The following is a 23,081-nucleotide window of genomic DNA, read 5'->3' as shown; positions in this document are numbered from 1 at the left end:
TGCGTTTCGCGCGAGCGCGCCGCGACGCGGCTTACGACGAGCAGGTCGTGCCGTTCGCCGGCACTTTGCCGTCCAGCAGGTAGTCGTCCACCGTCCCGGTCACGCAGGACGACGAACCGTACGCCCCGTGCCCCTCACCCTTGTTGGTGACGAGGACGCCGACGCCCGGGCCGAGCTCGGCCGCCATCTTCTGCGCCCCCTCGTACGGGGTCGCCGGGTCGCCCGTGGTGCCCACCACGAGGATCGGCGCGGCGCCCGGCGCGCTCGCCGCGGGGTGCGCGGCCTCGCCCTTCACCGGCCAGTCCGCACACCAGCCGGCCAGGTCCCACGCCAGGAAGTCGCCGAAGACCGGGGATATCCTCCGGAACTCCGGCAGCAGCGCCTTCACTTCACCGGTTGTCGGCCGCCGGCTGCTGTCGGCGCAGGAGATCACCCGCTGGGAGTGGGCCTGGGTGCTGTAGCGCCCGCTGCCGTCGCGGTTGTTGTACCAGTCGGCGAGCTCCAGCAACTTGTCGCCGGTGCCGTCCCGTTCGGCCTCCTCCAGCGCGCCCGTCAGCTTCGGCCACAGGCTCTCCGCGTACAGCGCCTGTGCGATGCCGGTCAGCGCCAGGCTGTCGGTGACGTCCCGGCCGCTGCTCGTCGGCAGCGGCTCCCGGTCGATCCGCTTCAGCAGCCCGGCCACCCGCGCGGTGCCCGCCTTCGCGTCCTCGCCGGTGGAGGCGAGGTAGTTGTCCAGCGCCCGCTGGAACCCGGTGGTCTGGTGGCGGGCGTGCGCCACGGAGTCGGCCGTCGGATCGACGACGGCGTCCAGGACGGTCCTGCCGACGTTCTTCGGGAACAGGTGCGCGTAGGTGCCGCCGAGCTGCGTGCCGTACGAGATGCCGAAGTAGTTCAGCTTCCGGTCGCCCAGCACGTGCCGGATGAGGTCCAGGTCCCGGGCGGTGTTGGACGTGGTCAGATGGGGGATCAGCGTGCCGTTGCGGGCGGCGCAGTCCTTGCCGAAGTCCGCGCCGTCCCGGAGGAACGCGGTCGTCTCCGCCTCGGTGTCCGGTGTGAGGTCGACGCTCGCCTCGGCGGCGGCCAGCTCCTCGTCGTCCCGGCACCGCACGCCCGAACTGCCCGCGACCCCGCGCGGGTCGAAACCGACCAGGTCGTACCGCGTGCCGAGCTTCCGGTACCCGTCGGCGAACTGGGGCAGCAGCTCCACGCCGGAGGCGCCCGGGCCGCCGAAGTTGAACAGCAGCGAGCCGATGCGCCGGTCCTTGTCCTTCGCCTCCTGGCGGATCAGCGCGACGCCGATGGTCTCGCCGCCCGGGTTCTTGTAGTCCAGCGGGACCTTGACGCTCGCACACGTCCACTCCCCGCCGGGCCGCTCGCCGCCCTCGGGCTTCGGGCACGCGCGCCACTCCGGCCGCTGCCCGGTGAGCGCGGCGGGCAGCGCGGCCGCCTGGCCGGTCGGAGCCTGCTGCTGCGGCGCGCCCCGCTCGCCGCCGCCCCCGGAGGAGCCGGGGCCCTCCCCGGTGGTGCAGCCGGCCATCGCCCCGGCGAGCAGCACCGCGGCCGCGGCCAGGGCCCCTGCTCGTACCCGCTCGGACATATGTCCCCCCAACATGTGCACTGGACCGCCCATCGTAGGCCCGGCCACTGACAGTGACGACGCCGAGCCGCACCGGGCGGCGTACGGCCGCCCGGAGGCGCCCTACGGGCAGACCGTCCCCGAGCGCGGGACCTTGCCGTCCAGCAGGTAGTCGTTCACCGTCCTGCGTACGCAGGCGTCGCCGCTGGTGTAGGCGCCGTGGCCCTCGCCCCGGTACGTGACCTCGATCCCGACGCCCTTGCCCAGGGCCTCCGCCATCCTCTTGGCACCTCCGTACGGGGTCGCCGGGTCGCCGGTGTTGCCGATGACGAGGATGGGCGCCGCGCCCTTGGCGCTGACGTCGGGATGGTCCCGGGTACCGGGCACAGGCCAGTGGGAGCAGCCGCTCAGGCCCCAGCCGAGGAAGGGGCCGAAGAGCGGGGACGCCTCCCGGAACTCGGGCAGCTTCGCCTTGGCGTCCTCCAGCGAGAACCGCGCCTTGTCGTCGACGCAGCCGATCGCCGTGTTCGCCGCCTGGAGGTTGTTGTAGTTGCCGTTCTGGTCGCGTCCGTTCATGGAGTCCGACAGGGCGAGGAGCAGCGCGCCCTGGCCACCGTCCGCCTCGTCGATGCCCTGTTCCAGATACGGCCAGTACTGCTTGGAGTACAGCGCCTGCACGATGCCGTTGACCGCCTGGGTCTGGCCGAGCTTGCGGTCGCCCATCCCCGCGACGGGCTTCTTGTCGAGCCGGGCGAGCAGGTCTCCGACGAACTTCTCGATCTCTTCCACGCTGCCGCCGGGCAGCTTGCAGGCCTCGCCGCGCTTCACGCAGTCGGCCGCGAAGTTCCGGAACGCCAGCTGGAACCCCCTCGTCTGGGCGAGCGCGCCCTGTTCGGCGGTGCCGGTGGGGTCGACGACGGCGTCGAAGACGGCGCGCCCGACCCGTTCGGGGAACTGGTGGGCGTAGACGCCGCCCAGTTCGGTCCCGTACGAGATGCCGAAGTAGTGCAGCTTGTCGTCGCCGAGGACCGCCCTGATCAGGTCCAGGTCCCGGGCGGCGTCCACGGTGCCGACGTGGGGCAGCAGATAACCGGAGTTCTCCTCGCAGGCGGCCGCGAAGTCCTTCAGGCCCTTCTGGTACGCCTCCTCCTCCCGGGCGTCGTCCGGTGACGCGTCCAGGGAGAGGAACGCGTCGAGCTCCCGGTCGTCCTGGCACTCCACGCCCTCGCTGCGGCCGACCCCGCGCGGGTCGAAGCTGACCAGGTCGTAGCGGGTGCGCAGCTCCTCCAGCTCCTTTGCGAAGGAGGGCAGGGCGGTGATGCCGGAGCCACCGGGGCCGCCGAAGTTGAAGATCAGCGAGCCGATCCGCCGGGCCGGATCGGTGGCCCTGGCCCGGATCAGGGCGAGCTCGATCGTGTCGCCCTCCACGTCCTCGTAGTCGAGCGGCGCCTCCATGAAGGCGCACTCCCATCGCGCGCCGCCCGGCAGCGGGGAGGGGGCCGTTCCGCTGCCCTCCTCGGCGGACGGGGCACGGCACGCGGACCACTCCAGTTCCTGGGCCGCCAGGTCCGTGGGCTGGTCCGGGGCCCCGCCGTCCTTGCCGCCGTCGGAGCACCCGGCGGCGAGCAGGACGGCGGCGGCGGTCGCGGCGCTCGCCACGGCGAGCACGGCGGTACGCCGGTGGGCGCGGGCGCGGGTGGGCGTCGGCATGCCCCCATGCTGCGCCGGTGCTCCGCCCGCCGCCCGCGACGGCGGTCCATGCGGGTGGCCGGGCCCGTGGCCAGGGCCCGTCGCCGGGGCTCTTCCAGAGCGAGCCCTTCTGGCTAGAGCCAACCCTTACGCGTCAGGAAGTTGAACGAGAACCACCCCGGCAGCACCGGCAGCCACAGCGTCAGCAGCCGGTACAGCAGCACCGCCGGCGTCGCGACCTCCAGCGGAAGCCCCACCGCCACCAGGCCGAAGGTGAGCGCGCCCTCCACCGCGCCGACACCGCCGGGCGTCGGCGCCGCCGAGCCCAGCGCGTTGCCGGCCAGGAACACCACGGCGAGGCTGGCGTAGCTCAGCTGCTGGTCGCCCTGGTCGAACGCGCGGATCGAGGCGTCCAGGCACAGCACGAACATGGCCGTCAGCAGCAGCATGCCGCCGATGCCGGTGAGCAGCTTGCCCGGCCGCTGGAGCACGTCCAGCATGCGCGGCACCACACCCGCGAACAGCGAGCGCAGCCGTGTCGAGACGAACTTGCGCAGGGCCGGGATCGCGGTGACCACCAGCACCAGCACGGCGACCGTCAGCAGGCCCGCGATGACCGTCCTGGACGGCGTGAAGTCCTGCGTCTTCTCCGTGCCCGTCAGATAGCCGAAGGCCAGCAGCAGCAGGATGTGCGCGCCGAGGCCGAAGAGCTGCGAGGCGCCGACGCTCGCCACCGCCAGGCCGGGCCGTACGCCGGACCGCTGGAGGAAGCGGGTGTTCAGCGCCACGCCGCCGACCGCCGCCGGGGCGACGATCTTCACGAACGAGCCCGCGACCTGAGCCACCACCGTCCTCACGAACGGCACCCGCTCCGGTACGAAGCCGAGCAGGCTCATCGCCGCCGCCACATAGCTCAGCGCGGAGAAGAGCACGGCCATCGCCACCCACGCCCAGTCCGCGTGCGCGATGGTCGACAGCGGCGTGCGGGCGATCTGCGACAGCAGGAAGTACGCCGCGATGGCCCCGGCGATCAGGCTGATCAGGGTGCGGGGCCTGATCCGCTCCAGCCGCACCGGTTCCACCGGCGCCTGCGGCCTGATCAGCAGCACCTGCCGCCGGATCTGCGCGAGCAGGTCCTCCTCGCGGGCCTCGTCCAAAGCCTCGTCCAGCGCCCGCTTCTCGGCCTGCTTCTCGGCCCGGACGGCCTTGCGCTCGGCCTTCTCGTCCTTGACGGCGCCCTCCGGCTGCCCGTGCTCCGCCGCGGCCTCCAGACGCGCCTGCCGGGCCTCGTCGGACGCCTTGAGGACCGCCTCACGCTCGCGCTCCGCGCGCTCCCGGGCGAGCTTGCGCAGCGTGGCGCGGGTGGAGCGGCTGAGGGCGATCGGCTGGAGCAGCGGCAGGCAGTCGGCGACCTTGTCCGGCCCGAGCACCTCGACGGCGGCGGCCACCGCGCGTTCCGCGCCGACCCGCAGGCCCAGCGTGGTCAGCAGCTGCGCGATGTCCATCCGCAGCACCAGATCACCGGCGGCGATCTCCCCGCCCCGCAGATCCGTGAGGATCACCTTGCCGGAACGATCCACCAGAATCGCGTCACCCGTGAGCCTGCGGTGGGCGATGCGCCGCGACTGCAGCGCCCTGACCTGCTCCCAGGCGCCGCGCACCAGCTCGTCGGTGATCTCCTCGTCCGTCAGCGCGTCCAGGGAGCGCCCGCCCAGGTGCTCGTACACCAGCATCACGGCGTCCGGACCGAGCTCGGAGGTGGCGATCAGCTTCGGCGCGCTGGCCCCGGCGGCGATCGCCGCGTACGCCAGCAGCGCCTCCTGCTCCAGCGCCTGCCGCAGCGACTGGATGGAACGGCGGGTGGTGATGCCGCGCAGCGTCATCCTGCGCCACAGGCGGTAGAAGAATCCCTGCGCCTGCTGCTCGCGGTCGACGACCGTGACGTCGAGCGGAGGGCCGTCCTCCAGGGTGACCAGATAGCGTCGGCCCCGGTCGCCCTGCTCGGTCGACTCGGACACGTCCTCCGCGCGCATCGCGCTGACCGGACGGAACCCGACGTGGCGCAGACCGGCGAGAAGCGTCTGCCCGGTGGGCCGCACATTGGGGGAGCCGACGGCGTAGAGCGTGCCATAGGCGACGGTCCAGCCGATCAGGATGGTCAGGATGATCGAGAGGGGAGTGGTGTAGCCCGCCACCAGCATGGTGAACGCGTCGAGCAGCAGCACCACCCACAGGGCCACCCGCCAGCGCGGTCTGCGGGCCATCCCCACGGCCGACATATAGGCGATGACCGGTGCCAGATAGCCGTGCACGGGGTCGGTGAGCCCGCCCCCGGCCTGCGGCTGCGTCAGCGCGTCCTGAATGGTGCCGGGCGCGCCCCGGGCCACCCAGAGGTCGGTGGCGAGCGTCACCCCGTGCGCCAGTACGGCGGCGAGGACGCCGTCCGCGATGCGCAGGCCGTCCCGTTTGATCAGCCGCTCGATGGCGAAGGCGACGGGCACCAGGAGCACGGCGATGCTGGAGGCGAGACCGGCGAGCTTGACGAAGAGGTCGGACGCCTGGCCGGTGCGCTCGTTGATGTCCTGCTCCAGGCCGGACGTGGTGGCCTGGGCGAACGCGGCGATGGCCAGGACGACGGCGATCGCGAAGAGACCGATGAGCAGCCGCAGCAGATCGGACGGGCGGTGTACGCGGGCGGCGAGAAGCGGCTCGTCACCGGAGACGCGGTCGATGGGCCCCTCCGCGTTCACGCATACCGTCTCCTTCTGCATCTCCCCGAGAGGCCGTACATCCTGCCCCTTCATGGTGCCTCTGTCTTGTTGATCTCGTATCACCGGTCACCGCCCTCACCGCCCGGAAGATGGTGGCATGACCTGGTGCCGGCGGAGGGCATCAGGGTGCGCGGACCGTGGTGTCGGTGGCGTGGGGCAGGATGGTCCGGATGAGTACGCAGAAGCCTGAGGGGCTTCCGGACCCTTCCGACCCTTCCGAACCGCCCGCGCTTCCCGAGTACGCGGAGCGGGTCCTGGAAGTCGCCGAGCTGATCCCGCCCGGCCGGGTGATGACGTACGGGGACGTCGCCGAGTGGCTCGAGGAGGGGGGACCTCGCCAGGTGGGCCGCGTCATGGCGCTGTACGGCGGGGCCGTGCCCTGGTGGCGCGTGGTGCGGGCCGACGGGCGGCTGCTGCCCGGGCACGAACTGCGGGCCCTCGCGCACTACCGGGAGGAGGGCACCCCGCTGCGCGCCGCCCCGAGCACCGAGGAGGGGCACCTGCCGCGCCTCGACATGCGACGGGCGCGCTGGGACGGCGGCGAGGCGCCTCTCGGTGACGCAGGTGATACAGGTGATGCAGGTGACGCGGCGAGCGGCGCATGACGGTGCCGCCGTCCGCGTAACGTTGTTGCCCTTCACCACCAGCACACCCACCAGGACCGGCGATCCAACGTGAGCTCCTCCTCCACCACCACCGGGCGTACGCCGTACCGGGAGCGCACTCCCGGCGCGTACCGGCTGGTGCGTACCCCGCCGGCTCCCGTGAGCCCCCCTCTCCTGGACGCATCGCAGCGTGCGGTGGTTGACCACACCCAAGGGCCCCTGCTGGTGCTGGCCGGTCCGGGCACCGGCAAGACCACCACCCTGGTGGAGGCGGTCGCCGCCCGCATCGCCCAGGGCGCCGATCCGGAACGGCTCCTGGTCCTCACCTTCAGCCGCAAGGCGGCGGTGGAGCTGCGGGACCGGATGGCAGCGCGCATCCCCGGCGCACGCGCCCCCCAGGCCACCACCTTCCACTCCTACTGCTACGCCCTGATCCGCGCCCACCAGGACGCGGCCCTGTTCTCCGAACCCCTGCGGCTGCTGTCCGGCCCCGAGCAGGACCTCGCCGTGCGCGAGCTGCTCGCCGGCCAGCTGGACCTGGAGCGCGAGGGGCTGGCCCGGGTCCACTGGCCCGACGAACTGCGCGCCTGCCTGACCACGCGCGGCTTCGCCGACGAGGTCCGCGCCGTACTGGCCCGCTCGCGCGAGCTGGGGCTCGGCCCGCGCGCGCTGGGTGATTTCGCGGCGCGCCAGGGACGGCCCGACTGGTCGGCGGCGGCGCAGTTCCTCGCCGAGTACCTCGACGTGCTCGACATGCAGGGCGTGCTGGACTACGCCGAGCTGGTGCACCGGGCCGTGCTGCTGGCGGACGCGCATTCCGTGGCGCTGCCCGCGTACGACGCGGTGTTCGTCGACGAGTACCAGGACACCGACCCCGCCCAGGTCCGGCTCCTGAGGGCGCTCGCGGGCGGCGGGCGGACCCTGTACGCGTTCGGCGACCCGGACCAGTCGATCTACGCCTTCCGGGGCGCCGACGTCAACGGCATCCTTGACTTCCCGCACACCTTCCGCCGCGCCGACGGCACCCCCGCGCCGGTCGCCGTCCTGACCACCTCGCGGCGCTCGGGCGCGGCCCTGCTGGCCGCCACGCGCCTGCTGACCGCGCGGATGCCCCTGCCGCGCCTCCCGGGCGACAAGGTCCGCGCCCACCGGGAGCCGGCCGCGGTGCGCGCGGGCGGCCGCGTGGAGGCGTACACCTTCCCGACCCCCTCCACGGAGCTCGACAACATCGCGGACATCCTGCGCCGCGCCCACCTGGAGGACGGGGTGCCCTGGCAGGAGATGGCGGTCCTGGTCCGCGCGGGCGCCCGTACGATCCCCGCCCTGCGCCGCGCCCTCACCTCCGCCGGCGTGCCCCTGGAGGTCGACGCCCCGGACATCCCCCTGCGCCACGAGCCCTCGGTGGCCCCGCTGCTGACGGCGCTGCGCGCCACGGCGACGGCCGCGCTCGGGCAGACGGCGGCGCCCGAGGACGGCGTTCCGATAACCCCAGAGGCCCGTGAGGCCCCCGTCGAGGAGGCGGCCGCCGGGTGGCTCGACCCCGAGACGGCCATCAGCCTCCTCACCTCGCCCCTCGGCGGCATGGACGCCGCCGACCTCAGGCGCCTGGGACGGGCGCTGCGCGACGAGGAGCGGGTCGGCGGGAACAAGCTCCCGCCGCCCTCCGACACGCTCATCGCCCGCGCCCTCGCCGAACCGGAGCGGCTCGTCGCCCACGACCCCGCCTACGCGCGCGGCGCCCAGCGGCTCGGCGGCCTCCTGCGCCGCACCCGCGAGCTCCTCGCGGACGGCGGCACCGCCGAGGAGGCCCTGTGGCTCCTGTGGGACGGCACCCCCTGGCCCGCCAGGCTCCAGCGGGCGGCGCTGCGCGGCGGCGCGGCGGGCCGCAACGCCGACCGGGACCTCGACGCCGTGTGCGCCCTCTTCGAGACCGCCGCCCGCGCCGAGCAGCGCACCGGCGGCCGCGGCGCCCTGAACTTCCTGGAGGAGCTCGACGCCCAGGACATCGCCGCCGACACCCTCATGAAGCGGCCCGTCCGCCCCGACGCCGTACGGCTGATGACGGCGCACCGCTCCAAGGGCCTCGAATGGAGCCTGGTCGTCGTCGCCGGCGTACAGGAGGGCCTCTGGCCGGACCTGCGCCGCCGCGGCTCCCTCCTCGAAGCCGACCGCATCGGGCGCGACGGCCTCGCCGAACCGCTCACCCCCGGCGCGCTGCTCGCCGAGGAGCGCCGGCTCTTCTACGTAGCCGCCACCCGCGCGCGCGACCGCCTCGTCGTCACCGCCGTCAAGGCGCCCGCCGACGACGGCGACCAGCCCTCCCGCTTCCTCACCGAGCTGGGCGTCGAGCCGAAGGACGTCACCGGCCGCCCCCGCCGCCCCCTCGCCGTGGCCGCGCTCGTCGCCGAGCTGCGCGCCACCACCGTGGACCCCGAGGCGTCCGAGGAGCTGCGCGACGCCGCCGCCCGGCGCCTCGCCCGGCTCGCCGCGCTCACCGACGAGGACGGCCAGCCGCTCGTCCCGGCCGCCCACCCCTACCGCTGGTGGGGCCTGTACGACCCGACGCACTCCGCCGTGCCCCTCCGGGACCGCGACCGGCCCGTCGCGCTCTCCGGCAGCGCCCTGGACCAGCTCGCCAACAGCTGCGCCCTCCAGTGGTTCCTGGGCCGCGAGGTCAAGGCGGACGCCCCGGCCACCGCCGCCCAGGGCTTCGGCAACGTCGTCCACGTCCTCGCCGACGAGGTCGCCTCCGGCCGCACCCCCGCCGACCTCGCCGTCCTCATGGAGCGCCTCGACTCCGTCTGGGACGCGCTCGCCTTCGACGCCCCCTGGAAGTCCGCCCAGGAGAAGGAGCACGCGCGCGTGGCGCTGGAGCGGTTCCTGCGCTGGCACGTCATGGACCGCGGCGGCCGCACCCCCGCCGCCACCGAGCACGACTTCGACGTCACCCTGGAGGCGGGCGCGTACGAGGTGCGCATCCGGGGCTCCATGGACCGCGTCGAGGCCGACGAGCACGGCCGTGCCTACGTCGTCGACTTCAAGACCGGCAAGCAGGCGCCGACCAAGGACGAGGTCGCCCACCACCCCCAGCTCGCCGTCTACCAGCTCGCCGTCCGCGAGGGCGCCGTCGACGAGGTCTTCGACGGCCGCCGCCCCGAGCCCGGCGGCGCCGAACTCGTCCACCTGCGCCAGGCCGCCCCCAAGAAGGAGGGCGGGGAGGCGCTGCCCAAGGTGCAGGCCCAGGAGCCGCTCAGCGGCGAGTGGGTCGGCGACCTCCTCGCCACCGCCGCCGGACGCGTCCTGGACGAACGTTTCACCCCGGCCACCGGCAAGCACTGCGACCACTGCGCGTTCCGGGCGTCGTGCAGCGCCCGCCCCGAGGGCCGCCACATCGTCGAGTGAGCGCCCGGTGATCGTCGGGGCAGCACTGTCAGTGCGGCCGGTTAGCCTCGATGACCGTGACCACTCGCCTCACCGACCCCGAGCAGCTCAAGGAGCTTCTCGGCATCCCGTTCACCCCGGAGCAGACGGCCTGCATCACCGCGCCGCCCGCCCCGCAGGTCATCGTGGCCGGAGCCGGCTCCGGCAAGACGACGGTGATGGCCGCCCGGGTGGTCTGGCTGGTCGGCACCGGCCAGGTCGCGCCCGAGCAGGTCCTCGGTCTGACCTTCACCAACAAGGCGGCCGGCGAGCTCGCCGAGCGCGTCCGCAAGGCGCTCGTGCGGGCCGGGATCACCGATCCCGACGTCATCGACCCGGACAATCCGCCCGGCGAGCCGCGCATCTCCACGTACCACGCCTTCGCCGGCCAGCTGCTCACCGACCACGGCCTGCGCCTCGGCCTGGAGCCCACCGCCCGCCTCCTCGCCGACGCCACGCGCTACCAGCTCGCCGCCCGCGTGCTGCGCGAGGCGCCCGGCCCGTACCCCGCGCTGACCAAGTCCTTCCCCGCGCTCGTCAGCGACCTCCTGGCCCTCGACGCCGAGCTCGCCGAACACCTCGTACGCCCCGCCGACCTCCTCGCGTACGACTCCGACCTCCTCGCCGCCCTCGAGACCGCCCGCCTCACCAACGCCGACCTGCGCAAGGTCCCGGAGACCGCCGCCGCGCGCCGCGAGCTCGCCGACCTCGTCATCCGCTACCGCGCGGCCAAGCGCGAGCGCGACCTGCTGGACTTCGGCGACCAGATCGCCCTCTCCGCCGAGCTCGCGCTGACCCGCCCGGAGGTGGGGCGGATCCTGCGGGACGAGTTCCGCGTCGTCCTCCTCGACGAGTACCAGGACACGTCCGTCGCGCAGCGGCTGCTGCTGTCCGGGCTGTTCGGCGGCGGCACCGGGCACCCCGTCACCGCCGTGGGCGACCCCTGCCAGGCCATCTACGGCTGGCGCGGCGCCTCCGTGGCGAACCTGGACGACTTCCCCGAGCACTTCCCGTACGCGGACGGGACCCCCGCCACCCGCTTCGCGCTCAGCGAGAACCGCCGCAGCGGCGGCCGCCTCCTCGACCTGGCCAACGGCCTCGCCGCCCCCCTGCGCGCCATGCACGCGGGCGTGGAGGCCCTGCGCCCCGCGCCCGGCGCCGAGCGCGACGGCACCGTGCGCATCGCGCTGCTGCCCACCCAGGCCGAGGAGATCGCCTGGCTCGCCGACTCCATCGCCCACCTCGTACGCACCGGCAAGGAGCCGGGCGAGATCGCGATCCTGTGCCGTACGGCGACCGACTTCCCCGAGATCCAGGCCGCGCTCGTCGCCCGCGACATCCCCGTCGAGGTGGTCGGCCTCTCCGGGCTGCTGCACCTCCCGGAGGTCGCCGACCTGGTCGCCGTCTGCGAGGTCCTCCAGGACCCCGGCGCCAACGCCTCCCTCGTACGCCTCCTCACCGGCCCGCGCTGGCGGATCGGCCCCCGCGACCTGGCGCTGCTGGGCCGCCGCGCGCGGCTGCTGGTCCACCGGGACCGCGACGGCGCCACGGACCCCGACGAGCGGCTGGCGGCGGCGGTCGAGGGCGTGGACCCGGCCGAGGTCGTCTCCCTCGCCGACGCCCTCGACACCTTCCTGGACGGCGGTGGCGAGGACGACGGCCTGCCCTTCTCCGCCGACGCCCGGGTCCGGTTCGCCCGCCTCGCCGCCGAGCTGCGCGACCTGCGCCGCTCCCTCGCAGACCCGCTGATGGACGTCCTGCACCGGATCCTCGCCACCACCGGCCTGGAGGTCGAGCTCTCCGCCTCCCCGCACGCCCTGGCCGCCCGCCGCCGCGAGACCCTCTCCAACTTCCTCGACATAGCGGCCCGCTTCGCCTCCCTGGACGGCGAGGCGACGCTGCTGGCGTTCCTGGGCTTCCTGCGCACCGCGGCCCAGTACGAGAAGGGCCTCGACAACGCCCTGCCCGGCGGCGAGAACACCGTCAAGGTCCTGACCGCCCACAAGTCCAAGGGCCTGGAGTGGGACGTCGTCGCCGTCCCCGGCCTGGTCACCGGCCAGTTCCCCAGCACCAGGTCCCGCGAGTCGTGGACCGCCCAGCCGCAGGTCCTGCCGCACGCCCTGCGCGGCGACGCCCCCACCCTCCCGGCGGTCGAGGACTGGGACGCGAAGGCGCTCAAGTCCTTCAAGGACGCCATGAAGGACCACCAGCACACCGAGGAGCTCCGCCTCGGCTACGTGACCTTCACCCGCCCCCGCTCCCTCCTGCTGGCCTCCGCGCACTGGTGGGGCCCCACCCAGAAGCGTCCGCGCGGCCCGTCGCCGTTCCTGCACGCCCTGTACGACCACTGCGCGGCGGGCTTCGGCGAGATCGAGGCCTGGGCCGACGAACCCGCCGAGGACGCCGAGAACCCGGCCCTGGACGAGTCCTCGGCGGACCAGCCCTGGCCCCTCCCGCTGGACCCCGCCTCCCTCGCCCGCCGCCGCACGGCCGCGGAGCGGGTGCTGCGGTACCTGGAGACCGAGGGGGACCCGGAGCCTCCGGCGGTTGCCGGTACCGACGCCGACGCCGACGTCGACGAGCCGTGGTCCGACGAGCCTGTCGATCCGGACGAACCCCTGCCCGAGGACCTCGCGGACTGGGACGACTGGGACGACCTCGCGCCCGAGGAGCCCGACGCGGGGGCGTACGCCGAAGCCGACGCCGGCAGCGGTGCCGTGCCCGCCCCCCGGCGCGGCGAAGCCGCCGACGCCCCTGCGGACAGGGGCGTACAGGCGGGGGAGAGGCTCACCCCCGAAGACGCCCGCACCATCGCCTCCTGGGACCGCGACCTCGACGCCCTCACCGCCGAGCTCCTCCGCGCCCGCGCGACCACCCGCGACGTACACCTCCCCGCATCGCTGTCCGCCTCGCAGCTGCTGCGCCTCGCCGCCGACCCCGACGGCTTCGCGCAGGAGCTCGCCCGGCCCATGCCGCGCCCCCCGCAGCCCGCCGCGCGCCGCGGGACGCGGTTCCACGCGTGGGTCGAGGCCCGCTTCGGCGCGGTGCCGCTCCCGATGCTGGGCCCCGACGAGCTGCCCGGCGGGGAGGTGTACGCCGACGAGCCCGAGATCGCCGACGAACGGGACCTCGCCGCGCTGAAGGAGGCGTTCGAGCGCACGCCGTACGCCCACCGCACCCCGTACCGCGTGGAGGCGCCGTTCCAGCTCACCCTCGCCGGCCGGGTCGTCCGCGGCCGCATCGACGCCGTCTACCGCGACCGCGAGAGCGGTGCGTACGAGATCGTCGACTGGAAGACGAACCGCTCCCACACCGCCGACCCCCTCCAGCTCGCGGTCTACCGCCTCGCCTGGGCCGAGCAGCACGGGCTCGACCCGGAGGCGGTCGGCGCGGCCTTCGTCTACGTACGCACGGGTGACGTCGTCCGCCCGGACCACCTGCCCGGACGTGCCGAGATCGAGCGCATCCTGCTCCGTGGGACGCCCGACGGGCCGACCCCCGATCCCGGATAGGCTCAAGGGCATGAGCGACACCCCGGACAGCGCCGTCCAGACCGTACGTACGTACATAGAGCAGCACCGCGCCGCCTTCCTCGACGACCTCGCCGAGTGGCTGCGCATCCCGTCCGTGTCGGCGCAGCCCGCTCACGCCCCGGACGTACGGCGCAGCGCCGAGTGGCTCGCCGCGAAGCTGGCGGAGACCGGCTTCCCGGTCGCCGAGGTCTGGGAGACCGGGGACGGTGCCGGCGCCCCGGCCGTCTTCGCCGAGTGGCCCTCCGGGGACCCGGCGGCACCCACCGTCCTGGTCTACGGCCACCACGACGTCCAGCCCGCGGCCCGCGAGGACGGCTGGAACACGGATCCCTTCGACCCCGTCGTCCTCGGAAACCGCCTCTACGCGCGCGGTGCCGCCGACGACAAGGGGCAGGTGTTCTTCCACACCCTGGGCGTCCGCGCGCACCTCGCGCTGACCGGCCGCACCGCACCGGCCGTCACCCTCAAGCTGCTCATCGAGGGCGAGGAGGAGTCCGGCTCGACGCACTTCCGGGAGCTCGTCGAGCGGCACCGCACCCGCCTCGCCGCCGACGCCGTGATCGTCTCGGACACCGGCATGTGGTCGGAGACCACCCCCACCGTCTGCACCGGCCTGCGCGGCGTCGCCGACTGCGAGATCACCCTGTACGGGCCCGACCAGGACCTCCACTCGGGCGCCTTCGGCGGCGCCGTCCCGAACCCGGCCACGGCGGCCGCCCGCCTCGTCGGGGCCCTGCACGACGAGGACGAGCGCGTCACGATCCCCGGCTTCTACGACGACGTCGCGGAGCTCACCGACCGCGAGCGCGAGCTGATCGCGGAGCTGCCCTTCGACGAGGCTTCCTGGCTGGCCACGGCGAAGTCGTACGCCACCCTCGGCGAGACCGGCTACACCACGCTGGAGCGGGTCTGGGCCCGCCCGACCGCCGAGGTCAACGGCATCGGCGGCGGCTACCAGGGCCCCGGCGGCAAGACGATCGTCCCGGCCTCCGCCCATCTGAAGCTGTCGTTCCGGCTGGTCGCGAACCAGGATCCGGACAAGATCGAAGCGGCCGTACGCGACTGGGTCGCCGCCCGCCTCCCGGCGGGCATCCGCCACGAGATCGTCTTCGGCGCCTCCACCCGCCCGTGCCTGACGTCGCTCGGCCACCCGGCCCTCCAGGCGGTCGCACGGTCGATGAGCACGGCCTTCGACGGCGCGAAGATCCGCTTCACGCGCGAGGGCGGCTCCGGCCCGGCCGCCGACCTCCAGGACGTCCTGGGAGCCCCGGTGCTGTTCCTCGGCATCTCCGTACCGTCCGACGGCTGGCACGCGCCGAACGAGAAGGTCGAGCTCGACCTGCTGCTCAAGGGCGTGGAGGCGACCGCCCACCTGTGGGGCGACCTCTCCACGGCACTGCCCGCAGGACCGCCCACGGCGCCGCCGGCAGCACAGTCCGCCGCCGCACTCCGCTGAACAGACACCCATCACCCGGGGGAGTTGGAACCACCAGTGAGCACGATGAGCAACGAAGCCCACCGGCCGATCAGCCTGACGGCCCCGAGCGGCATCGACCGCGCGGCACACCACCGCCTGGACGAGGCGTGGCTGGCCGCGGCGTGGAGCCACCCGACGACCCGGGTGTTCGTGGTCTCCGGCGGGCAGGCCCTGGTCGACGACACCCCCGACGGCCGCACCGAACTGGTCATGACTCCGTCCTTCGATGCCCCGGTCACGGAGACCCACCGGTACTTCCTGGGGACGGACGCGGAGGGCGTGAGCTACTTCGCGCTGCAGAAGGACGCGCTGCCGGGCCGCATGGACCAGTCGGCCCGCCCGGCCGGCCTGCGCGAGGCGGGGCTGCTGCTGTCACCGCGTGACGCGGGGCTGCTGGTGCACGCGGTGGCGCTGGAGAACTGGCAGCGGATGCACCGCTTCTGCTCCCGCTGCGGCGAGCGCACGGTGATCGCGGCCGCCGGTCACATTCGCCGCTGCCCCGCCTGCGGCGCCGAGCACTACCCGCGCACCGACCCGGCGGTGATCATGCTGGTCACCGACGAGCAGGACCGCGCGCTGCTGGGCCGCCAGGTCCACTGGCCGGAGGGCCGCTTCTCCACGCTGGCGGGCTTCGTCGAGCCGGGCGAGTCGATCGAGCAGTCGGTCGCGCGCGAGGTCTATGAGGAGGCCGGCGTGACGATCGGCGAGGTGGAGTACGTCGCCAGCCAGCCGTGGCCCTTCCCGTCGAGCCTGATGCTGGGATTCATGGCGCGCGCCACGTCCTCCGAGATCAACGTCGATGGCGACGAGATCGAGGAGGCCCGCTGGTTCTCCCGCGACGAGCTGCGGGCCGCGTTCGAGTCCGGTGAGGTTCTTCCCCCGTACGGAATCTCGATCGCGGCCCGACTGATCGAGCTCTGGTACGGCAAGCCGCTGCCGAAGCCCGGAAACGCCGCCTGAGCGGGTTTCCGTCAGGCGCCGATCTTCTGCTTGACCTGGGCCAGCGAGGGGTTGGTCAGCGTCGTGCCGTCCGCGAAGAGCACGGTCGGCACGGTCTGGTTGCCCCCGTTGGCCTTCTCGACGAACGCGGCCGACTCAGGGTCCAGCTCGATGTTGATCTCGGTGTACGCGATGCCCTCGCGGTCCAGCTGGCTCTTCAGCCGCCGGCAGTAGCCGCACCACGTCGTGCTGTACATCGTCAGGGTGCCCTGCATCGTCTCTGCGCTCCTCGCGTTCACTGGGGGCGGGTGCCGAACCGGTCGCGGCACCCGGAGACAGAACGTATGCCTGCCGCCGGTCATTCCCGGGGGCGTCCATGTGGTGACTCAGCGCACGATTAGTACGACCGGAGCCCCCGTCCTGTGGACAACCGGCGGGACCGCCGTCGCCGACCTGGCAGCATGGCAGGGTGACAGCAGCAACGGACTCCACTCTCTTCCCGCAGGTCCCTCAGACGGCCGACGCGGTGCTCGACGGGCTCGACCCCGAGCAGCGCGAGGTGGCGACGGCCCTGCACGGTCCGGTGTGCGTGCTGGCGGGTGCCGGCACGGGCAAGACGCGCGCGATCACCCACCGGATCGCGTACGGCGTGCGGGCGGGCATACTCGCGCCCGCCAGTGTGCTGGCCGTCACCTTCACCAACCGGGCCGCGGGGGAGATGCGCGGGCGGCTGCGCCAGCTCGGCGCGGGCGGCGTGCAGGCCCGCACCTTCCACTCCGCCGCCTTGCGCCAGCTCCAGTACTTCTGGCCGAAAGCCGTCGGCGGCGAGCTGCCCCGCCTGGTGGAGCGCAAGATCCAGCTGGTCGCCGAGGCCGCCGCGCGCTGCCGCATCCGGCTCGACCGCAATGAGCTGCGCGACACCACCAGCGAGATCGAGTGGGCCAAGGTCACCCAGACGGTCCCCGCCGACTATCCGGCCGCGGTAGCCAAGGCCCAGCGCGACGCTCCCCGCGACCCCGCCGAAATTGGCCAGATCTATGCCATGTACGAGCAGCTCAAGCGGGACCGCGGAGTCATCGACTTCGAGGACGTGCTGCTGCTGACCGTCGGCATCCTCCAGGACCGGCACGACATCGCCGAGCAGATCCGCCGCCAGTACCACCACTTCGTGGTGGACGAGTACCAGGACGTCTCGCCCCTCCAGCAGCGGCTCCTCGACCTGTGGCTGGGCGACCGGGACAACCTCTGCGTCGTCGGCGACGCCAGCCAGACGATCTACTCCTTCACCGGCGCCACCCCCGACCACCTGCTGAACTTCCGCGCCCGGCACCCCAACGCCACCGTGGTGAAGCTCGTCCGCGACTACCGCTCGACGCCACAGGTCGTCCACCTGGCCAACGGGCTCCTCGCCCAGGCCCGCGGCCGGGCCGCCGAGCACCGCCTGGAGCTGGTCTCCCAGCGCGACCCGGGCCCCGAGCCCGCCTACACGGAGTACGCCGACGAGCCCGCCGAGGCCGAGGGCACCGCCCGCCGCATCCGCGACCTGATCGCCGCCGGCGTCCCGGCCGGCGAGATCGCCGTGCTCTACCGGATCAACGCCCAGTCCGAGGTGTACGAGCAGGCCCTCGCCGACGCCGGCGTGCCCTACCAGCTGCGCGGCGCCGAGCGCTTCTTCGAGCGCGCCGAGGTGCGGGAGGCGGGCATCGCCCTGCGCGGCGCGGCCCGCGCCGGGGGGAACGACCCGCTGCTCGACGACGCCGGAGACCTGCCCTCGCAGGTGCGGGCCGTGCTGTCGACCAAGGGCTGGACCACCGAGCCCCCGGCCGGCTCCGGTGCCGTCCGCGACCGCTGGGAGTCGCTGGCCGCCCTGGTCCGGCTCGCCGAGGACTTCGCCCGCGCCCGGCCGGACGCCACGCTCGGCGACCTGGTCACCGAGCTCGACGAGCGCGCCGCCGCCCAGCACGCCCCGACCGTCCAGGGCGTCACCCTCGCCTCGCTCCACGCGGCGAAGGGCCTGGAGTGGGACGCCGTGTTCCTGGTCGGCCTCACCGAGGGCATGATGCCGATCACCTACGCCAAGACGGACGAGCAGGTCGAGGAGGAGCGCCGCCTGCTGTACGTCGGCGTCACCCGGGCCCGGCTGCACCTGTCGCTGTCCTGGGCCCTGTCCCGCTCGCCCGGCGGCCGCGCCTCGCGCCGCCCCACCCGCTTCCTCGCCGGACTGCGCCCCGGCTCGGCGCTCCCCGGGACCCGTGCCGCCGGCGGGGGCGGCGGCGTCGAGCGCGGCAGCGGCGGCTCGCGCCGCAAGCGCCGCGGACCGGTGCAGTGCCGGGTGTGCGGCACCACCCTCACCGACGCCGGCGAGATGAAGCTGATGCGCTGCGAGGGCTGCCCCTCCGACATGGACGAGGGCCTCTACGAGCGCCTGCGCGAGTGGCGGTCGGAGCAGGCCAAGGAGCTGGGCCAGCCCGCGTACTGCGTCTTCACCGACAAGACGCTGATGGCGATCGCCGAGGCCGTCCCGTCCACCGACGGTGAGCTCGCCGCCATCTCGGGCGTCGGGGCGCGCAAACTGGACCGCTTCGGCGCCGATGTCCTGGCCATCTGCGCAGGTCAGGAGGTTGGCGGCGGCGAGGAGGAGGACTCCTGAAAACTCGTCGGAAAAATAGTTTGCGCCCACAGCAGTGATCCCCATAGGTTCTTAACCACGAGAACAGCGGCTTCTCTGAAGCCCTGTCCTTGTGCTGTACTTATCCGAATACGCGCGGGACCGGCTCCGACCGATCCCCCCGAGACGCCGAGAGGAGGCGATTCCAGTGATCAGCATCAACGCCAGCTCCATCAGCACCACCGCCAAAATGACCGATCCCTCGGTCGTCTCCGCCTGCTCGCTCGGCCTCTCCGGTTCGGCGTTCCCTGGCACCGGTCTGTCCGGCCTCGTGGCCGAGCGCCCCGCCATGCTTCCGATGGGTCTTCCCGTCCGGGAGCGCAATGAGCGACCGACCGAGGCACTGGAAGCAGCAGTAGTGAAGGCGCAGGCCCAGGCCTATGCCTTTGCGGCGACCGGTGCCGAAACCAAGAAGCAGACGCAGCACCACCACACGATGTGGGCCTTCCGTGGGCTCGAACCCTGGAGTGATCCAGCCTGATCCAGCATCAGGCCGGCGCCTTCAGGGCCGCGGAACCCCACCCGGGATCCGCGGCCCTTCTGTTTTCCCTGATGCGGGAGACGGAGCGAAGGGGCCTCGGGACAAGGCAGAACCCGGTACCAGCCCACCGGCCAACAGGCCGGACCGACCAGACGAGGAAGACAGAACCGTGCAACTCGAAGCGCACGCCCCGTCCGTACCGCCTTCACAGACGATCCCCCCGCCCGGCCTCACGGAGGACCCCGCTTTGACCCCCCTCGCCCCCCTCACCGCGCTCACCGCGCTCGACGACGCCATCGAGAACCTGGGCGTACCCGTTCCCTGCCGCGCTTACGACCCGGAGGTCTTCTTCGCCGAGTCGCCGGCCGACGTCGAGTACGCCAAGTCCCTCTGCCGGACCTGCCCGCTCATGGAGGCCTGCCTGGCGGGCGCCAAGGAGCGGCGCGAGCCGTGGGGCGTCTGGGGCGGTGAGCTCTTCGTCCAGGGCGTGGTCGTCGCCCGCAAGCGGCCGCGTGGCCGCCCGCGCAAGAACCCGGTCGTGGCATGAACGCCACTGCCGGAACCATCGACCGCCCCCTGACGCACGATCCCCAGAAGCAGGCCCCCATGTCCTCTTCCGCGAGCGAGCCCAACGGCTCCGCCACCACCCCAGCTGTCACCACCATCGGCGCGAACGTCTCGCGTCAGAACAGGAACCGTGAGATGCAACTCCTCCAAGAAGCCCTGGCCCGTGCCCATATGCACGAGCGCATGCGGGAAGTGAACGCGGAACGCCAGGCCGTGCGCCTGGTTGCCGCCCGCCGCATGCAGCGCCGCGCCGAGCGTGTCTCGCTGCGCGCCCGCCGAGCTCTGGCCATGGCTGTTATGCACTAAGTGCCCCAGGGCACTGAGCCAGACAGTGGAACCTCGCGGGGGCCGGTCCGAACGGATCGGCCCCCGCGGTGCGTTGCGCGCGGGCCCGGGCCCCGGCGGAGTTATCGTCTCGTAGTGAACGAGCGGACTCCTCCCCCCGAGCCGCAGGGCAAGCAGAGCGTGGTGTGCTCCCGCTGCGGCAAGACCGCCGACAAGCTGCCGGTGACCTGGACCTGTTCCGTGGAGAACGGCAGCCGCCGCTACTTCTGCGACGACTGCGCCCGCGCCCACCTCAGAGCCATCGAAAGCAGACTCGACTCCGCTTGGTGGTGACGGCGGTGACGGCGGTGGCGCGGTCCACCGACCGGAACCGCACCACCAGCCGTTTCAGGCCTGGACCTCCACCACGGCCGCGTCCTCCTCGCCATCCTCCTCCGGTAGGAAGCCCGGCAGCCACGACTCGAGCTCGTCCCGCAGTCGCACCGTCGCGTTCAGCTGGCACAGCACACCGATGGTGCTCAACGTCACCCGATGGATCAGCAGGTAGGACGGCGGCAGGTTGAGCTGCTTGCCCAACTGGTGCGCGGGAGACCGGACATCGGCGATCCGTGCGGCTTGGGCGCGGATCCAGCCGCGCGTGAAGGCGAACGCGTCCGCCTCCGCCGGCTCGATGATCGGCAGCAGGTACTCCAGCACCGCATCCGGGTCGAGCTCGATCGTCTCCTTGACGAACCCCTCCGCGCACAGGAGGTCGTAGACCGTCTCCGCCTCCCCCTCCAGGGTCATCCGCAGACAGGTGCCGATGGTGTCCGGCAGACCACCCGGCAGCCGGTCCACCGTGCCGAAGTCCAGCACCCCCAGCCGCCAGTCGCCCTCTTCGCCGTCCGCCGCGGGCAGCAGCCGGAAGTTGCCCGGGTGCGGATCGGCGTGGAGCAGACCCGTGCGGGCGGGACCCGAGAACAGGAACCGCGCCAGCAACTGCCCCGCCCGGTCCCGCTGCTCCGGCGTACCGTCCGCGATGATGTCCGCCAGCGGTATGCCCTCGATCCACTCGGTCACCAGCACCTGATCGCTCTGGTGCACCACATCCGGCACCACCACATCGGGATCGTCGGCGAACTCCACCGCGTGCTGCCGCTGCGCGTCCGCCTCCAGGCCGTAGTCCAGCTCCTCCGCCACCCGGTCACGCAACTCGGTGATCAGCGGCTTGATGTCCATGCCCGGAACCAGCGGCCCCAGCAGCCGGGCGAAACGGCTCAGCTGTGTCAGGTCGGACAGCAGCGCGTCGCCCGCCCCCGGGTACTGCACCTTCACCGCCACCTGGCGGCCGTCGTGCCACACGGCCCGGTGCACCTGGCCGATCGAGGCGGCCGCCGACGGCTTGTCCTCGAACTCCAGGAACAGCTCGCGCCATTCCGCGCCCAGCCGCTCCTCCAGCACCGAGTGGACCGTGCGGGTCGGCATCGGCGGAGCCGCCTCCTGGAGCTTGGTGAGCGCCGCACGGTAGGGCCCGGCGACCTCCTCCGGAAGCGCGGACTCGAAGACGGACAGCGCCTGCCCGAGCTTCATCGCACCGCCCTTCAGCTCGCCCAGCACGCGGAACAGCTGCTCCGCCGTCCGCTGCTGCAGCTCCCGGGCCACTATCTCCGCCGACTTGCCGCCGATCCGCTTGCCCAGGCCCCATGTGGCCCGACCTGCGAAGCCCAGCGGCAACGCGGCCAACTTGGCGGTACGGGTTACCGCCTTCCGGGGAAGATCAGACATGCGCCCCTCCAAATCCCAGACTGCCGTGCCGCGTTGCCTCCGGCATGACTGCGTTGATGCCCGTTACCCCGCCATTGTGTCCTGCCCGGCCCCCGTCCCCGAGGTGCGCTCCCCCTCTCCGCGGCCCGCCGCGCCGCAGGTACAGTCGCGATGCGGGGCGATCCGCTCCGCGCGCCAGTCCAGCAGCGGCAGCGATGTCTCCCAGCGGGTCCCCGTGCTCGCGGGCAGCTCCCCGTCCAGGAACGCCAGCGCGTGCGCCGCCGCCAGCCCCGCGGCCGCCGTCGCCAGGCCCAGGTCGCAGGCCGGCACCCGGCTCCGCCGGCCCGAGCGCCACTGCGCCAGCATCCGCGGCCACGCCGGGTCGCGATCCGCCCGCTCAAGATCCAGGCACCGCGCGCACGCCGTGCCACCGGGCAGCACCAGCGGCCCCACCACACCCGTGGCCTCGACGACCCCCGCGTACAGATGGGGTGTCCCCGTGGCCACCCAGTCGTCCGCGGTGAGCGGGTCCGGGGCGTACGCCGACAGCCCGTCCCGCGGAGCCACCACGACCAGCGACAGCCCCGGCTCCGAGCCCGCCGGGCGCCCCGCGCGCGGTGCGGTCCGCGGCGCGCGGCCGGCCGGGGCCGCCCTGCCCACCAGCCGCCGGGCCGCCGCGTCCCGCCGCTCGCCCACCGCCTCCGCCGGCAACCCGCCGGGCGCGACGTCCCACGGCTCCACCCGATCGCCGTCCAGGACCTCCACCCGGCCGACGCCCGACGCGGACAGCAGCGCCGCGATGCTCGCGCCCACGCGCCCGGCCCCCCGCACCTGCACCCGCATCGACCGGCGGGCCGCCAGCCGCCGTATCGCACCGCCCGGCTCACGGTGGACGACGGAGAGCGACGCCAGATCGGCGCGCAGCCGGTCGAGCGCGCCGTCCTCCTTGCGCAACGCGTCCGCCGCCGGATCGCCCGCCGCCGCGTCGTCCAGCAACCCCGCCTCCGCAAGCCGGGCGACGAGCGCCTCCATGCGGCCCTCCGGCAGCCCCAGCGCCCGCGCCTCCTCGCGCAGCAGCGGGAGCCCCCGCGTCCCGTCGAACAGGCCGAGCAGACTGCCCGTCGTCGTGTCCACCGGGCCCAGCACCACCGCATGCGCGGGCGTCGCCCCGAACTGCACGAACTGCAGATTCCGCCATGCCCGCCGCAGCGCGGGCTTCACCATCGGATGCATATCCGCCCCCGTGATCCCTGCCGAATCCCCGTTGATCCGTGCAGCCAGAATGCCCGTCGCGGGCGATACCGGCCGAGCGTTGTCCACAGGGCCG

At 73.5% G+C, this 23,081-nt stretch carries 16 protein-coding genes; 10 read left to right on the top strand and 6 right to left on the bottom strand.

The annotated features are described in order from the left end of the window. Window positions 1–31: 31 nt before the first annotated feature. The 3 genes from ABZX67_RS21930 to ABZX67_RS21920 all read right to left on the bottom strand — a co-directional run bounded on the left by ABZX67_RS21930 (window position 32) and on the right by ABZX67_RS21920 (window position 6,036). Complete coding sequence (locus ABZX67_RS21930) at window positions 32–1,597, bottom strand: alpha/beta hydrolase (protein ID WP_355362656.1); 1,566 nt, start codon at window positions 1,595–1,597, stop codon at window positions 32–34. Window positions 1,598–1,699: 102 nt separating this feature from the next. Continuing rightward, window positions 1,700–3,286, bottom strand: a complete 1,587-nt coding sequence (locus tag ABZX67_RS21925) for an alpha/beta hydrolase (protein ID WP_355362654.1) — start codon at window positions 3,284–3,286, stop codon at window positions 1,700–1,702. A gap of 113 nt (window positions 3,287–3,399) precedes the next feature. Further along, window positions 3,400–6,036, bottom strand: coding sequence for a lysylphosphatidylglycerol synthase domain-containing protein (locus ABZX67_RS21920; protein WP_355362671.1), 2,637 nt, complete (start codon window positions 6,034–6,036; stop codon window positions 3,400–3,402). Window positions 6,037–6,206: 170 nt separating this feature from the next. On the opposite strand from ABZX67_RS21920, the gene ABZX67_RS21915 reads away from it, so the two are divergent. The 5 genes from ABZX67_RS21915 (at window position 6,207) to nudC (ending at window position 16,031) form a co-directional block, all read left to right on the top strand. Beyond that, the gene (locus ABZX67_RS21915) at window positions 6,207–6,641 is read left to right on the top strand and encodes an MGMT family protein (protein WP_355362652.1); all 435 of its coding nucleotides are present in this window, start codon (window positions 6,207–6,209) and stop codon (window positions 6,639–6,641) included. A gap of 69 nt (window positions 6,642–6,710) precedes the next feature. After that, window positions 6,711–10,043, top strand: coding sequence for an ATP-dependent DNA helicase (locus ABZX67_RS21910; protein WP_355362650.1), 3,333 nt, complete (start codon window positions 6,711–6,713; stop codon window positions 10,041–10,043). 56 nt (window positions 10,044–10,099) lie between these two features. Then, the gene (locus ABZX67_RS21905; protein ID WP_355362648.1) at window positions 10,100–13,573 is read left to right on the top strand and encodes an ATP-dependent DNA helicase; all 3,474 of its coding nucleotides are present in this window, start codon (window positions 10,100–10,102) and stop codon (window positions 13,571–13,573) included. A 10-nt stretch (window positions 13,574–13,583) separates the two neighbouring features. Then, the gene (locus ABZX67_RS21900) at window positions 13,584–15,050 is read left to right on the top strand and encodes a dipeptidase (protein ID WP_355362646.1); all 1,467 of its coding nucleotides are present in this window, start codon (window positions 13,584–13,586) and stop codon (window positions 15,048–15,050) included. 36 nt (window positions 15,051–15,086) lie between these two features. Beyond that, window positions 15,087–16,031: an NAD(+) diphosphatase gene (gene nudC, locus ABZX67_RS21895; protein ID WP_355362644.1), complete on the top strand. Its 945-nt coding sequence runs from the start codon at window positions 15,087–15,089 to the stop codon at window positions 16,029–16,031. Between the two features lie 11 nt (window positions 16,032–16,042). Here nudC and ABZX67_RS21890 read toward each other — a convergent pair whose 3' ends face one another. Further along, window positions 16,043–16,285: a mycoredoxin gene (locus ABZX67_RS21890; protein ID WP_355362642.1), complete on the bottom strand. Its 243-nt coding sequence runs from the start codon at window positions 16,283–16,285 to the stop codon at window positions 16,043–16,045. A gap of 194 nt (window positions 16,286–16,479) precedes the next feature. On the opposite strand from ABZX67_RS21890, the gene ABZX67_RS21885 reads away from it, so the two are divergent. The 5 genes from ABZX67_RS21885 to ABZX67_RS21865 all read left to right on the top strand — a co-directional run bounded on the left by ABZX67_RS21885 (window position 16,480) and on the right by ABZX67_RS21865 (window position 20,344). Continuing rightward, window positions 16,480–18,660 carry an ATP-dependent DNA helicase UvrD2 gene (locus ABZX67_RS21885; RefSeq protein ID WP_355362640.1) on the top strand — a complete coding sequence of 727 codons (2,181 nt, stop codon included), beginning with the start codon at window positions 16,480–16,482 and terminating at the stop codon, window positions 18,658–18,660. Between the two features lie 166 nt (window positions 18,661–18,826). Next, window positions 18,827–19,159 carry a hypothetical protein gene (locus tag ABZX67_RS21880; RefSeq protein WP_355362638.1) on the top strand — a complete coding sequence of 111 codons (333 nt, stop codon included), beginning with the start codon at window positions 18,827–18,829 and terminating at the stop codon, window positions 19,157–19,159. Between the two features lie 169 nt (window positions 19,160–19,328). Further along, window positions 19,329–19,706, top strand: coding sequence for a WhiB family transcriptional regulator (locus ABZX67_RS21875; RefSeq protein WP_355362636.1), 378 nt, complete (start codon window positions 19,329–19,331; stop codon window positions 19,704–19,706). Beyond that, complete coding sequence (locus ABZX67_RS21870; RefSeq protein ID WP_355362634.1) at window positions 19,703–20,032, top strand: hypothetical protein; 330 nt, start codon at window positions 19,703–19,705, stop codon at window positions 20,030–20,032. The genes ABZX67_RS21875 and ABZX67_RS21870 overlap by 4 nt, the downstream gene beginning before the upstream one ends. A 114-nt stretch (window positions 20,033–20,146) precedes the next feature. Next, window positions 20,147–20,344 (top strand): hypothetical protein, encoded by a 198-nt coding sequence (locus ABZX67_RS21865; RefSeq protein WP_355362632.1) that lies wholly within the window; start codon window positions 20,147–20,149, stop codon window positions 20,342–20,344. 54 nt (window positions 20,345–20,398) lie between these two features. Here ABZX67_RS21865 and ABZX67_RS21860 read toward each other — a convergent pair whose 3' ends face one another. Together ABZX67_RS21860 and ABZX67_RS21855 are read right to left on the bottom strand one after the other, a co-directional pair. Further along, entirely contained in the window at window positions 20,399–21,775 is a 1,377-nt protein-coding gene (locus ABZX67_RS21860; protein WP_355362630.1) for an AarF/ABC1/UbiB kinase family protein, read from the bottom strand. A gap of 63 nt (window positions 21,776–21,838) precedes the next feature. After that, window positions 21,839–22,987 (bottom strand): ThiF family adenylyltransferase, encoded by a 1,149-nt coding sequence (locus ABZX67_RS21855; RefSeq protein WP_355362628.1) that lies wholly within the window; start codon window positions 22,985–22,987, stop codon window positions 21,839–21,841. Window positions 22,988–23,081: the final 94 nt, after the last annotated feature.

This window comes from Streptomyces sp. NPDC003036, from assembly GCF_040611175.1.
In the GTDB taxonomy this organism is placed as follows: domain Bacteria; phylum Actinomycetota; class Actinomycetes; order Streptomycetales; family Streptomycetaceae; genus Streptomyces.
Note: the sequence above shows the minus strand (reverse complement) of the source record. Positions and strands in the feature narration are given on the sequence as shown.